This window comes from Streptomyces sp. NPDC002742 (assembly GCF_042888885.1).
GTDB lineage: Bacteria > Actinomycetota > Actinomycetes > Streptomycetales > Streptomycetaceae > Streptomyces.
The window spans coordinates 1-12,595 of record NZ_JBIAQF010000034.1 but is presented as its reverse complement, the minus strand read 5'-3'; the positions used below and the strand labels follow the sequence as shown (position 1 = coordinate 12,595).

Sequence of the window (12,595 nt, the reverse complement as noted above, 5' to 3'; positions counted from 1 at the left end):
AGATCCGGTCACGTACGGGCATCAGGCCTGGCGGGGACCGCCCGCACGGGCACGCCGGGAGTCGCTCGTACGGCGCTGGCGTGAACATGCGAAGAACCCGCGGCTGGTGTGCCGCGGGTCCTTCGCTCGCCGAGTTCCGGTAGAGCCGGTACCGGTACGGGGTTCCGGTACTGCCACCGGCACCGGGCTACGGCTGGGGCTGGGGCTAGAGCGTCTTGCCGGTCGCCGGTCCCACGATCAGGCCGTCGCCGAAGGCGTCCACGCGGACCGTGTCGCCGTCCTTGACCTCGCCCGCCAGGATCTCCTTGGCCAGCCGGTCGCCGATGGCCGTCTGGACGAGGCGCCGCAGCGGGCGCGCTCCGTAGGCCGGGTCGTTGCCCTCCTCGGCCAGCCAGGCCAGCGCCGCGTCGGTGACCTCCAGGGTGAGCCGGCGCTCGGCGAGCCGCTTCGCCAGGCGGTCGATCTGGAGCCTGGCGATGCGCTCCAGCTCCCGCTGGTCGAGCGCGGAGAAGACGACGAGGTCGTCCAGCCGGTTCAGGAACTCCGGCTTGAAGGAGGCGCGGACCACCTCCAGGACCTGCCGCTTCCGCTCCTCCTCGGAGCTCATCGGATCGGCGAGGCTCTGCCCGCTCAGGAACTGGCTGCCCAGGTTCGAGGTGAGGATCAGGATGGTGTTGCGGAAGTCGACCGTCCGCCCCTGACCGTCCGTCAGCCGCCCGTCGTCCAGCACCTGGAGCAGGACGTCGAAGACCTCGGGGTGCGCCTTCTCCACCTCGTCGAGCAGGATCACGCTGTACGGGCGACGGCGTACGGCCTCGGTGAGCTGGCCGCCCTCCTCATAGCCGATGTACCCGGGCGGCGCGCCGACCAGCCGGGCCACGCTGTGCTTCTCGCCGTACTCCGACATGTCGATGCGGACCATCGCCCGCTCGTCGTCGAAGAGGAAGTCGGCCAGCGCCTTGGCGAGTTCGGTCTTGCCGACGCCCGTCGGGCCGAGGAAGAGGAAGGAGCCGGTGGGCCGGTCCGGGTCGGCGATACCGGCCCGGGTGCGCCGCACCGCGTCGGACACCGCCCCCACGGCCTCGGCCTGGCCGATCAGGCGGCGGCCCAACTCGGCCTCCATCCGCAGGAGTTTCTGTGTCTCGCCCTCCAGGAGACGGCCGGCCGGGATGCCGGTCCAGGCGCCGACGACGTCCGCGATGTCGTCCGGCCCGACCTCCTCCTTGACCATCGTGCCCTTGGCGACCTCCTCCTCGGCCTGCGAGGCTTCCTCCAAGTCCCTTTCCAGGGTGGGGATCTCGCCGTAGAGCAGCTTGGAGGCGGTGTCGAAGTCGCCGTCTCGCTGCGCGCGTTCGGCCTGGCCGCGCAGCTCGTCGAGCTTCTCCTTCAGCTCACCGACACGGTTGAGGGACTGCTTCTCCTTCTCCCAGCGTGCGGTGAGACCGCGCAGTTCCTCCTCCTTGTCGGCGAGGTCGCGGCGCAGCTTGTCCAGGCGCTCCCGGCTGGCCGCGTCGGTCTCCTTGCCGATCGCCAGCTCCTCCATCTTGAGCCGGTCGACGACCCGCTGGAGCTCGTCGATCTCGACCGGGGAGGAGTCGATCTCCATGCGCAGCCGTGAGGCCGCCTCGTCGACGAGGTCGATGGCCTTGTCGGGAAGGAAGCGGGAGGTGATGTAGCGGTCGGACAGGGTCGCGGCGGCCACCAGCGCCCTGTCGGCGATCTGGACCTTGTGGTGGGCCTCGTAGCGGCCCTTGAGACCGCGCAGGATGGCGATGGTGTCCTCGACGGTCGGCTCGGCGACCAGCACCTGCTGGAAGCGCCGCTCCAGCGCCGGGTCCTTCTCGATCCGCTCGCGGTACTCGTCGAGGGTGGTGGCGCCGACCATGCGCAGCTCACCGCGGGCGAGCATGGGCTTGAGCATGTTGCCCGCGTCCATGGCGGAGTCGCCGCCCGCGCCCGCGCCCACGACGGTGTGCAGCTCGTCGATGAAGGTGATGACCTGCCCGTCGGAGTCCTTGATCTCCGCGAGCACGGTCTTCAGGCGCTCCTCGAACTCGCCCCGGTACTTCGCGCCGGCGACCATCGCGCCGAGGTCCAGGGAGACGAGCCGCTTGTTCTTGAGCGACTCCGGTACGTCGCCCTTCACGATCCGCTGGGCGAGCCCCTCGACGACGGCGGTCTTGCCGACGCCGGGCTCGCCGATGAGGACGGGGTTGTTCTTCGTACGGCGGGACAGGACCTGCACCACCCGGCGGATCTCGTGGTCCCGGCCGATGACGGGGTCGAGCTTGCCCTCACGCGCCGCGGCGGTGAAGTCGGTGCCGAATTTTTCGAGCGCCTTGTACTGGCCCTCGGGATCCGGGGTCGTCACCCGGCGCCCTCCCCTGGTCTTCTGGAACGCGTCCAGCAGCTTCTTGGCACTGGCGCCCTGCTGGGAGAGTACGTCGCCGGTCACTCCGCCCTTCGCGGCGATCCCGATGAGCAGGTGCTCGGTGGAGATGAACTCGTCGCCGAGCTCCTTGGCACGCTCGGCGGCGTCGGCGATGACGGCGAGCACCTCGCGGTTGGGCTGCGGGGGCGCGACGGTGGAGCCGGTCACGCTGGGCAGGCCGGCGAGCACGCGCTCGGTGCCGGCGCGCACGGAGGCCTGATCGGCGTCCACGGCTGCCAGCAGATCGATGATGTTCTCGTTGTCCTGCCCCTCCAGCAGAGCGAGCAGCAGGTGGGCGGGGGTGAGGTCCGGGTGCCCCTCCTTCACGGCGCGGTTGCTGGCCGCGTTGATCGCGTCCCGGCTCCTGTTGGTCAGCTCGGCGTCCACGTTCGCGTTCTCCTCCTCCTGGCGTTCCTGACCGTTTCCTGACTCGGTCAACTTACACAAAGTTGAGTCTATTCCACTCAAGGCTGCAAGGGGAGGGAAATGGACGCCCATGAGGCGTAGATTCGGGCCCCATGGCTTCCTATCCGGTGGACCCGCGGCAGCCCGACGCCGCCTACCTGAGCTTCTGGCGCGAGCGCCATCTGTGCACCCTGACCACCCTCCGCCCCGACGGCAGCCCGCACGTGGTGCCCGTCGGCGTTACATACGACCCCGAGGCCGGTCTCGCTCGGGTCATCACCGACAAGTCCAGCGCGAAGGTGGGCCATGTGCTCGCGGCGGGGACGGACGGGGCGCGTGTGGCGGTCTGCCAGGTGGACGGCCCGCGATGGGCGACGCTGGAGGGGAGGGCCCGGGTCTCCACGGAGCCGGCGCGCGTCGCGGAGGCGGTGCGGCGCTACGCGGAGCGGTACGAGCGCACACCGTCGCCGAACCCGTCCCGCGTGGTGATCGAGATCGAGCTCACGGCGGCGATGGGCCGCGGATGAGCCCGCGACCGGCACCGGCGGGCGGGCCGAGCCCCCGGACAGCCGACGGGGCGAGCGGCCCCGCGCCCCGCGCCGCGGCTCGCCGCCCGCACACGCGGACGCGCCCTGACCCGGTCCCGCGACCTCACGTCCCGCGACCGGTTCCAGCCCTTGCCGGGATCCGGCGAAAACCGGAGATTTCCCCGGAAACTGCAGCGGCGTCACCGTGTTCAGGTCACGGTGACGCCGCTGCGGGGGGAAGTACCTGCGCGATCTACTACGACGGGGGAATCGCGTCAGGCACTGCGGGGGGTGGCTGCGATGGTCTGGACGTCCGGGACGTCCGGTCCGGTCAGCTGGTGGTCACGCTGATCGAGGTTCACGAAGATCATTCCGTAACGAATGGCGCACCGGACGGGCTGCGGCGCCCCCCGAGGCCGCCGCAGACACCGGTACGCCCGTACGTCCTCGTCGTCGTCGCGGGTGACGACGACGGGCTCACCGAACACGGTCACCATCAGCGAGTCGCCGCTGCCGGGGATGGCGGTGACCAGGTCGATGAAATGCCAGCCGGACCGGTAGGCGGTGGCCATTTCTCGGCGGAAGGAACGGTCGTCGGGAGGAATGGTCATGCTTCTGCGCCCGCGGAGATGATCGTCCAGCCGCTGTCCGCCGGGACCGCCACGGCGTCGGTCCAGCCGCTGTCCGCGGGGACCGCCACGACGCGGGTCCAGCCGCTGTCTCCCTGGGCCGCGGCCTCGACAGCGGTCCAGCCACTGTCTCCCTGGGTCGCAGCCTCGACAGCGGTCCAGCCACTGTCTCCCTGGACCCCCGCCTCGACAGCGGTCCAGCCGCTGTCCGCCGGGGTCGCCTTCACGCTGGTCCAACCACTGTCCGGGTCGGCCCACGTCCGGGCACCCCCGGCATCAAGACCCGAGCCTCCCAGGGCGCCGAACGCCACAGCGACAGAGAAGACTGCGGCAAGCACTGAACCAAGCAATCTCGCTCGCATAGTCGGCTTCGTCCTCACTTGATGGAATCTTCTCCCCCGTCGTCACAAGACGATGGCTTATTCAGGCACGTCAATGCCACAGGAGCGATGCATCATGTTCCTGCACGTTCAGGACCCTGGGGGGTGGAGATTTGACCACAAAGAACTCACAACCGACACATCCCCACGCTGTCACCACGTTGTGTGACGAAGGAGCACGCCTTTACGCCAGTGCGCTGCACTCCGGCCGCATCACTCGGGTCGAAGTGGAAACAGCCCCTTGCCTCTTGGAGTTCGCACTGCTTCATCCCGACCCCGACGACGAGAAGTGGCTGCGCCCGGTTCCGCCGTCCGTCGCGCTCGCCCAGCGCCTGCAGCCTCTGGAACGGGAGATCCAGGAACGCCGCCGGCTGGCGATCGAACTGACCGACTCCTTCGATCCGTTCATCGCGATCAGCACGCAGAGCGCGGCGAGCATCCACGCGATCACTGTCCTGGAAGGGTTCGACCGGATCAACGCGGCGCTCAATTCGGCCACCGCCGAGTGTCACACGGAGATGCTGACGATCCAGCCGGGCGGCGGCCGCCCCGCCGACGCCCTCATGCAGGCGCTGGAGCGCGACAGACCGCTCACCGACCGCGGGGTGCGCATCCGCACCCTGTACCAGCACACCGCCAGACACAGCCAGGGAACGCTCGCCTACGTGGAGCGCATATCCGGCGGCAGGATCCAGGTCCGCACCCTGGAGGAACTCATCGAGCGGCTGATCATCTTCGACAGCACCGTCGCCTTCATACCGGCCAGCGACGACCGGCGGGTCGCCCTCGAACTCCGCCACCCCGGCCTGGTGCTGTACCTGAGCAAGGTCTTCGAGCAGCTGTGGCAACGCGCGGTCCCGCTCACCGAGGACGTTCCGAACGACGTCGGCCCCAACGGCGTCACCGGTGTCCAGCGCTCCATCGCCAAACTGCTCATCGAGGGGCACGTGGACGAGGCCATAGCCCGCCGCCTGGGCATGAACGTCCGTACCTGCCGCGCCCACATCGCCAAGCTGGCCTCCGCCCTCGGCAGCGGAAGCCGGGCTCAACTCGGCTTCCTGATAGCGCAGTCGGGACTCCTGGACCAGCCCGAGGCAGGGGAGTGACGCCGGCTGCCGTCAGACCGTCCGGTCCGCCTCCCGGGCGGCAGGGGCCGGGACCGGCCCGCCTTCCTCAGCGGCCGGCCGGGGATCCGCGGTCGGGGACGGCGGGGGCTCCCGACGCCGCCTCCACGACGGTGACCGCCTCGGGTGCGGGGGAACGCTGCGGCCCGTCAAGTCCCGCCTGGGCGATGCGCACACCCAACTGCGTCCGGCTCGCCGCTCCCAGTGTCTCCGACAGCCGGGCGATGTGCGCCCGGCACGTGCGCACACTGATGCCCAGGCGCTCCGCGACGACCGCGTCCTGGTGCCCCTCGGCCAGCAACGCCGCGATGGACCGCTCCCGGTGGGTGATTCCCTCGATGCCCGTCGAGGGCATCGGCGAGGTCAGCGGGATCGCCAGCCGCCACAACCGCTCGAAGACCGTCACCAAGTAGTCGACCAGCGCCGGGTGACGCAGCTCCAGCGCGATCGTGCGGTCCGAGTTCGCGGGGATGAAGGCGACGGTGCGGTCGAAGAGGATGAGCCGTTCGACGACCTCGTCGAGGGTGCGGGCCTCCGCCGCGTCGCCCATCAACTCCATGTAGTTCAGAAGGCCTTGACCGTGCCGGGCCACGTGGGTGTACAGATCGCGCATGCGCACCCCGCGCCGGCGCATCTCCATCGCCCGGTGCAGGCCCTCCACGAGTTCGTCCTCGCGCCGGATGCCGCCCGGCTGCACCGTCAGGACCTCGCTGGTGCACTCCTCGGTCGCCTTGTCCATGGCGGCGTGGATCCGGGGCAGCCCGTCGAGGACACGGATCGCCACCCCTTCGGCCGGCGTCCGTACCCGGCCGCCGAGGCCCGCGTACCACTCGAAGGCCGACACCGCGTCGCCCACCCGCGCCTGGCTCGCGCTGACTTCCTCGTACACGCCCCGCAGGAGCCTGGTCATGACCTCCTGGGGCGAGGTCGGCACCAGCCAGCCCATGTCGTCCGGATCGGGGTGCAGCAGCGCCAGTTCCAGCAGGCAGGGCACCGTCTCGGCGTCCTCGCGCGGCACCCGGCCACGCCGCACGGCCCGTGAGTACACCCGGTCGCCCGCATCGCACAGTCGGTCAGCGCCGTGCGGATGCCTGTCCGTCCCGTGCCCGGCCATCTCCCACCCCTGGCTCCAGCTCCAACCCCTGGCGTGCAGCCCCGCGTCAGGGCGTCCTCCGCAGCGCAACTATGCGCGGACGCGTCCTGCACCGCAACAAGGCTGTGTCGCCGAGGGGCGTCCGTTCGCCCCTTCTCGTCCTGACAAATCAGGATCTTCGCCACGCTCGCTGCAACAAGCTGAAGGGGATGCCACCCGGACGTGCGGGTGACACCGCGGAACGGCCCCGCGAGCACGCCGGCCCGCGTCCCGGCCGCAGCCCCGCAGGCGTGACTCCCGTCGATGCCGTCCGTGGCGGTGCGACAGGCGCCGCCGTCGTCCTCGGGGTCCGCGTTCACGCGCGTACCCATGTCAGGTTCCCGCGTCCAGTTCCCGGCCGTCGGCGTCGACGCGGGCGAGGTGGGCATGGGGCGATCACGCCGGATGAGGGCGTACGCCCCTGAGCGCGCCGGGCAGGCCGTGTGCGCTCCCGGGCCGGGCCGAGTCGGTGCCGTGCGGCCAGACGGCCGCACAGCTCCCCCGAGGGGCCTCCCGCGCCGCGCGGGGCACCGGTCGGGATGACGGCCGAACCGCCGACGGGGTGCCCACCGGGGCGGATACGGAGCGGCCCCGCCTGCGGCTGCGCGCTCATGGCGCGCACCCGCAGCCGGGGCCGGAACCGTGCCCACCGCCTCGGTCCCGAGACGGCCGGGGGACGGACCTACTTGATACCGAGCGCGCCGCAGGCCGCCTTGTAGGGCACCGTGCAGATCTCCTTGACGGAGTAGATGCTGTCCTGGATGACCGTGTCCTCGATGTTGTCCTTGGTGAGGTCCACCACGGGCACGAGCTGGGACGGGATGTCCTTGTTCGTGGGGCTGCTGACCTTGTCGCGGGTGAGCGCGTCGAACTCGATCGAGCGACCCTGGACCCGGGCGACGGCCATCTCGGCGGCGGCGCTGGCCTCCTGCGGGTACGACTTGTACACGCTCATGAACTGGTCGCCCTTGATGATCCGCTGCACGGCGACGAGCTCGGAGTCCTGACCGGTGACCGGCGGCACCTTGGTGACGCCCGCGGCCTTGAAGACGTCGATGACCGCGCCCGCGATGCCGTCGTTGGCGGCGTAGACACCGGCGATGTTGCTCAGGCCGACGTTCTGGATGGACCGCTCCATGTTGGCCTTGGCGTTTTCCGGCTTCCAGTCCTTGGTGTCGTACGAGCTGGCGATGATCACCTTGTCCTGGAGCTCGGACTGGGCGCCGGCCTTGAACTGCGCCGCGTTCGGGTCGGTCGGCGAGCCGTTCATCATGATGATCTTCTTCGAGGCCGAGTTGGTGCCCAGCGCGCCGACCAGGGCCTTGCCCTGGACCTCGCCGACCAACTCGTTGTCGAAGGAGATGTACGCGTCGATCGGGCCCTGCGCCAGACGGTCGTAGGCGATGACCGGGATACCGGCCTCCTTCGCCTTGCGCACACCCTTGGCGATGGTCACCGAGTCCACCGCGTCGACGAGGATGACGTCGACCTTGTCGTCGACCATCTGCTGGAACTGGCGCAGCTGCTTGGCCGCGTCCTGCTCGGCGTTGGAGTAGACGACGTCGCCCTTGCCGTCGGTGAGCTTGCGGACCTGCTCCCTGATGATCGGGTAGTCGAACTTGTCGTAACGAGAGTTCTCCTTCTCGGGAAGGAGCAGGCCCACCTTGATGTCGTTGCCCTTCGTGGGGCTTGCCGAGGTGCCACTCCCGCCGAAGCCCATGCCGCAGCCGGTGAGGGAGACGGCCATGGCGGACGACGCCAGGGATATGGCGGTACGGCGGAGGCCGGTGTTACGAGTGTTCACATCAGGTGCCTTCCGGGCGAGGTTGCAGCATTGCGACCCAGGTGGCTGAAAGCCAACGCGGCGATCACCTCAGCGTCAAGGAGTAACCACTTAACGAGATGGCAACGGCGCTTCGTGTTCCACAAGTGAACACGACGGGAAAAGACTACGCCCAACCTTCGACCAATCCCCTCAGCTTCACCTTCTGTCATTCACCCGTACAACCAACTCCCGTTCACAGGGGACGTGATCGCCAACAGATTTTTAACCATCGTTGACGATCAGGCGGACCGGGAGGAACGCGGGACAGAGCCGTCGGCGCGAAGGGCACCCCCCTCCCCCACCCTCGCGTTCACCACCGCGGTCGGGCCGCTCACCGCGACCGGCACGGCCACCTTCACCGTGACCAACCGCACATCACTCTTGCCGCGAACCACGGTTCTTCGCGAATGCCGCATTCCCCGACGCACGGGAAAAGACGGACCAACGCTTCGCCATCAAGGAGAACCGGGCCCCTGTGCGCCCGCGTTCTCCAAATGGACAAGAGAGACAAAGGCTTACTTTCATCAACAAAAAAGCCTCCCTCTTCGGCACCGATCAGATCAAGCCACCCGCGGAGGGGTTCTCCGGCGTCATGACGACACCGCCGCGGGCAGGGGCCGGGCCGCCCGGTCCAGGAACCAGGTGACGGACCTCGCCGGACAGCGCGTCGCCCATCGCCTCAAGGGCGGCGGGACCGGGAAGCGAGGGACCACCGCGACCGCCACCGGGCACACCCACGCGCCCCTCCCGCCGACCGTCGAGACCTGGTATGACGAGGTCCGCGCCCACGACACGGAGGGCAACCGGTCCGCGGGCGGGAGGGACCGCGCGGCGACCACCACCGACCGGAGGGTGACGGCCGTGCCCCGCCGCCCGGCCGTCACCGATCCCTCCGAGAAGGGCGGACCGGGGACCGGCCGGACCGCGGCCTCGGGAGTGGCCTCGGGAGTGACCTCGGGAGTGGCCTCGCACGAGGCGCACCGGACGACGTCCGAAAAAGGCTCCTCCAGCGGAATCCGCGGCACCGGCCAGGACCCGTACCGCGACGCCACGGCCGAGCGGGCTGTCCCCTACTACAGCGGGCAGTCCCCTACTACTGGGAGACGGCCGCTACTACTCGGTGACGGCCGTGTACGCCGCCGGCAACCGAGCCGGTGCCCGGAGCCGGTGACGCGGTCCTCGCGTCCCGAACGCGCGAAGGGGCCCGGAGGTCGATGACCTCCGGGCCCCTTCAGATGTCCGTGCCCTGCCAGGGCGCCCGGGTTCCGCTCGGACGACCGGGGTCCACTCCGGCAACCGGGTTCTACTCCGCCGACCGCTTGGGACGCCACACGACCAGCGCGCTGGTCTGCTGGACCTCCTGGTACGGAACCAGGTCACGGCGGTAGGAGGCGTGCACGGCGGCCTCGCGCTGCCGCATGGCGGCCGCGGCGCCGTCGAGGGCCGACTCCATCTCCGCGACACGGGACTGGAGAGCGGCCACCTGGTTCTCCAGCTCGATGATGCGCTTGATGCCGGCCAGGTTGATGCCCTCGTCCTGCGACAGCTGCTGGACGGTGCGCAGCAGCTCGATGTCACGGGCCGAGTAGCGGCGGCCCCGGCCCGCCGTGCGGTCGGGAGAGACCAGACCGAGCCGGTCGTACTGACGCAGTGTCTGCGGGTGCAGTCCGGAGAGCTGGGCCGCCACCGAGATGACGTAGACCGGAGTCTCCTCGGTCAGTTCGTACGGGTTGCGTCGACGACCGGTCGTGTCCATGGCTCCGTCATGCTCCCTTCGCGGCCTGGAACAGCTCCGCCCGCGGGTCCTCACCCGCGGTCGCCTCGCGATACGCCTCCAGAGCGTCACGAGCCTTGCCGGACAGGTCCTGGGGGACCGCCACTTCGACGGTGACGAGGAGGTCTCCCCGCGTGCCGTCCTTACGGACCGCGCCCCTGCCCCGGGCGCGCATGGTGCGTCCGTTGGGCGTGCCCGGCGGCAGCTTCAGGGTCACCGGGGGGCCGCCCAGCGTCGGCACCTTCACCTCGCCGCCCAGCGCCGCCTCCGCGAAGGTGACGGGCACGGTGACGGTGAGGTTGTCGTCCTTGCGGCCGAAGACCGGGTGGGCGTCGACATGGACGGTGACGTACAGGTCGCCGGCCGGGCCTCCCCGCTCGCCGGGCGCGCCCTTGCCGCGCAGCCGGATCCGCTGGTTGTCACTGACGCCCGCGGGAATCCGGACCTGCATGGTCCGGGACGACTTGGCACGGCCGCTGCCCGAGCACTCCATGCAGGGGTGCTCGGCGATCAGGCCGCGGCCCTTGCAGTCCGGGCAGGGGTCCGTCAGCGAGAAACCGCCGCCCGAGCCCCGCGCCACCTGGCCGGTTCCGACGCAGGTCGGGCACACGCGAGGTGTGCCGTTCTTGTCGCCGGTGCCGGAGCAGGCCTTGCACGGCTGCTGCGAGGTCATCCGCAGCGGAACGGTCGCGCCGTCCACCGCCTCCGTGAAGGAGAGCGTGACCTCGGTGTCGATGTCCTGGCCGCGCCGGGGCTGCGTCCGCGTTCCCGTGGTGGCGCCGCCGCGGTTGAACAGGCCCCCGAAGACGTCACCTATACCGCCGCCGAAGCCGCCGGCTCCTCCCGCTCCCTGTCCCTGGGCGCCGCCTCCGAAGAGGTCCCCCAGGTCGAAGTTGAAGTTGCCGCCGCCCGCGCCGGGACCCGGCCGGAAGCCGCCGTTGCCGAAGAGGGCGCGTGCCTCGTCGTACTCCTTGCGCTTCTTGGGGTCGCCGAGCACGTCGTTCGCCTCGGAGATCTCCTTGAAGCGCTCCTCGGCCTTGGCGTTGCCCTTGTTGGCGTCCGGGTGGAACTCGCGGGCGAGCTTCCGGTACGCCTTCTTGATCTCGGCCTCGGTGGCGTCCTTGGGGACGCCGAGGACCTTGTAGAAGTCCTTCTCGATGAAGTCCTTGGTGCTCATCCCCGACGTCCCTCCTCCCTCGTCCGTTCAAGCTCAGCCCTCGTCCGGGCCACCGCTCTCCTTGTCATCGGCCGCCTCGGCCGATTCCTCGGCCTTGACCGTCTGCGCCCCGGGCTGCGGCTCGGCGACGGCCACCCGCGCGGGGCGGATGGTGCGCTCGCCGAAGCGATACCCCGGCTGCAGAATCGCCACGCACGTCGTCTCGGTGACGTCCGGCGCGTACGAGTGCATCAAGGCCTCGTGGATCGTCGGGTCGAAGGGCTCGCCCTCCTTGCCGAACTGCTGGAGCCCCATCTTCGCCGCGACCGTCTCCAGCGATTCGGCGACGGACTTGAATCCGCCGACGAGCTCGCCGTGATCCCGCGCGCGGCCGATGTCGTCGAGCACGGGCAGGAGCTCGGTCAGGAGGCTCGCGACGGCGACCTCCCTGACCGCGATCCGGTCGCGCTCGACCCGGCGGCGGTAGTTCTGGAACTCGGCCTGGAGCCGCTGGAGGTCCGCGGTGCGCTCGGTGAGCGCCATACGGGCCTGGTCCAGCTGGGCCGTCAGGCCGGTCAACTGTGCTGCTGCGTCCCCGTCCGGGGCCGCCGCCCCCTCCGCAGAGGGGGTGGCGGACTGCGGCTCGGCGTCGTCAGAGGTGGCGCCGGAAGGGACGTCGGGCTGCTCTTCGTAGCCCGGGGTCTCCTCCGTCACGCGGCACCGTCCCGGCGGTCCTCGTCGACGATCTCGGCGTCGACGACGTCGTCGTCGGCCTTCGGGGCCTCGGCGCCGTGGGCGTCGCCGCCCGCGGCCTGCGAGGCCTGGGCGTCGGCGTACATGGCCTGGCCGAGCTTCTGCGAGACCGCGGCGACCTTCTCGGTGGCGGTGCGGATCTCGGCGGAGTCCTCGCCCTTGAGCGCGGCCTTCAGCTCCTCGACGGACGCCTCGACCTCGGTCTTGATCTCGCCGGGGACCTTGTCCTCGTTGTCCTTGAGGAACTTCTCCGTCTGGTAGACGAGCTGCTCGCCCTGGTTGCGGGTCTCGGCGGCCTCGCGGCGGGCGTGGTCCTCGTCCGCGTACTTCTCGGCCTCCTGGCGCATGCGGTCGACCTCGTCCCTCGGCAGCGAGGAGCCGCCGGTGACGGTCATCTTCTGCTCCTTGCCCGTGCCGAGGTCCTTCGCGGTCACGTGCATGATGCCGTTGGCGTCGATG

General features: G+C 70.2%; 12 protein-coding genes. 3 read left to right on the top strand and 9 right to left on the bottom strand.

Annotated elements, in window-relative coordinates; translation table 11 throughout:
- Positions 1 to 205 precede the first annotated feature (205 nt).
- Entirely contained in the window at positions 206 to 2,818 is a 2,613-nt protein-coding gene (gene clpB, locus ACFYW8_RS38720; RefSeq protein WP_389090156.1) for an ATP-dependent chaperone ClpB, read from the bottom strand.
- A gap of 131 nt (positions 2,819 to 2,949) precedes the next feature.
- Here clpB and ACFYW8_RS38715 point away from each other — a divergent pair, with 131 nt between their 5' ends.
- The gene (locus ACFYW8_RS38715) at positions 2,950 to 3,363 is read left to right on the top strand and encodes a TIGR03618 family F420-dependent PPOX class oxidoreductase (protein WP_365878935.1); all 414 of its coding nucleotides are present in this window, start codon (positions 2,950 to 2,952) and stop codon (positions 3,361 to 3,363) included.
- A gap of 275 nt (positions 3,364 to 3,638) precedes the next feature.
- Here ACFYW8_RS38715 and ACFYW8_RS38710 read toward each other — a convergent pair whose 3' ends face one another.
- Both ACFYW8_RS38710 and ACFYW8_RS38705 read right to left on the bottom strand, forming a co-directional pair.
- On the bottom strand, positions 3,639 to 3,974 hold the full coding sequence (locus ACFYW8_RS38710) for a hypothetical protein (RefSeq protein ID WP_365878933.1): 336 nt from the start codon (positions 3,972 to 3,974) through the stop codon (positions 3,639 to 3,641).
- On the bottom strand, positions 3,971 to 4,219 hold the full coding sequence (locus tag ACFYW8_RS38705) for a hypothetical protein (RefSeq protein ID WP_389090009.1): 249 nt from the start codon (positions 4,217 to 4,219) through the stop codon (positions 3,971 to 3,973). Before ACFYW8_RS38705 ends, ACFYW8_RS38710 begins: the two co-directional genes overlap by 4 nt.
- Before the next feature lie 266 nt (positions 4,220 to 4,485).
- Between ACFYW8_RS38705 and ACFYW8_RS38700 the strand changes: the two genes are divergently transcribed.
- Complete coding sequence (locus tag ACFYW8_RS38700; RefSeq protein ID WP_365878929.1) at positions 4,486 to 5,478, top strand: helix-turn-helix transcriptional regulator; 993 nt, start codon at positions 4,486 to 4,488, stop codon at positions 5,476 to 5,478.
- A gap of 67 nt (positions 5,479 to 5,545) precedes the next feature.
- On the opposite strand, the gene ACFYW8_RS38695 is transcribed toward ACFYW8_RS38700, so the two are convergent.
- Both ACFYW8_RS38695 and ACFYW8_RS38690 read right to left on the bottom strand, forming a co-directional pair.
- The gene (locus tag ACFYW8_RS38695) at positions 5,546 to 6,610 is read right to left on the bottom strand and encodes a LuxR C-terminal-related transcriptional regulator (protein ID WP_389090005.1); all 1,065 of its coding nucleotides are present in this window, start codon (positions 6,608 to 6,610) and stop codon (positions 5,546 to 5,548) included.
- A gap of 700 nt (positions 6,611 to 7,310) precedes the next feature.
- Positions 7,311 to 8,432, bottom strand: a complete 1,122-nt coding sequence (locus ACFYW8_RS38690; protein WP_389090002.1) for a sugar ABC transporter substrate-binding protein — start codon at positions 8,430 to 8,432, stop codon at positions 7,311 to 7,313.
- Positions 8,433 to 9,095: 663 nt separating this feature from the next.
- Here ACFYW8_RS38690 and ACFYW8_RS38685 point away from each other — a divergent pair.
- A complete protein-coding gene (locus tag ACFYW8_RS38685; RefSeq protein WP_389090000.1) occupies positions 9,096 to 9,671 on the top strand; it encodes a hypothetical protein in 576 nt (191 codons plus the stop codon).
- An 85-nt stretch (positions 9,672 to 9,756) separates the two neighbouring features.
- Here ACFYW8_RS38685 and ACFYW8_RS38680 read toward each other — a convergent pair whose 3' ends face one another.
- The 4 genes from ACFYW8_RS38680 to ACFYW8_RS38665 form a co-directional block, all read right to left on the bottom strand.
- Positions 9,757 to 10,209, bottom strand: coding sequence for a heat shock protein transcriptional repressor HspR (locus ACFYW8_RS38680; protein ID WP_389089998.1), 453 nt, complete (start codon positions 10,207 to 10,209; stop codon positions 9,757 to 9,759).
- Positions 10,210 to 10,216: 7 nt separating this feature from the next.
- Positions 10,217 to 11,404 carry a molecular chaperone DnaJ gene (gene dnaJ, locus ACFYW8_RS38675; protein ID WP_389089995.1) on the bottom strand — a complete coding sequence of 396 codons (1,188 nt, stop codon included), beginning with the start codon at positions 11,402 to 11,404 and terminating at the stop codon, positions 10,217 to 10,219.
- Between the two features lie 33 nt (positions 11,405 to 11,437).
- The gene (gene grpE, locus ACFYW8_RS38670) at positions 11,438 to 12,097 is read right to left on the bottom strand and encodes a nucleotide exchange factor GrpE (RefSeq protein WP_365878919.1); all 660 of its coding nucleotides are present in this window, start codon (positions 12,095 to 12,097) and stop codon (positions 11,438 to 11,440) included.
- The coding region (locus ACFYW8_RS38665; RefSeq protein WP_389089991.1) for an Hsp70 family protein at positions 12,094 to 12,595 on the bottom strand (502 nt) is incomplete at its 5' end. The genes ACFYW8_RS38665 and grpE, both read right to left, overlap by 4 nt.

Bases quoted from the DNA above. Each gene is read 5' to 3' on its own strand.
- ACFYW8_RS38715 (WP_365878935.1), top strand. From the start codon at position 2,950: ATGGCTTCCTATCCGGTGGACCCGCGGCAGCCCGACGCCGCCTACCTG.
- ACFYW8_RS38680 (WP_389089998.1), bottom strand. From the start codon at position 10,209: ATGGACACGACCGGTCGTCGACGCAACCCGTACGAACTGACCGAGGAG.
- dnaJ (WP_389089995.1), bottom strand. From the start codon at position 11,404: ATGAGCACCAAGGACTTCATCGAGAAGGACTTCTACAAGGTCCTCGGC.
- ACFYW8_RS38710 (WP_365878933.1), bottom strand. From the start codon at position 3,974: ATGACCATTCCTCCCGACGACCGTTCCTTCCGCCGAGAAATGGCCACC.
- ACFYW8_RS38695 (WP_389090005.1), bottom strand. From the start codon at position 6,610: ATGGCCGGGCACGGGACGGACAGGCATCCGCACGGCGCTGACCGACTG.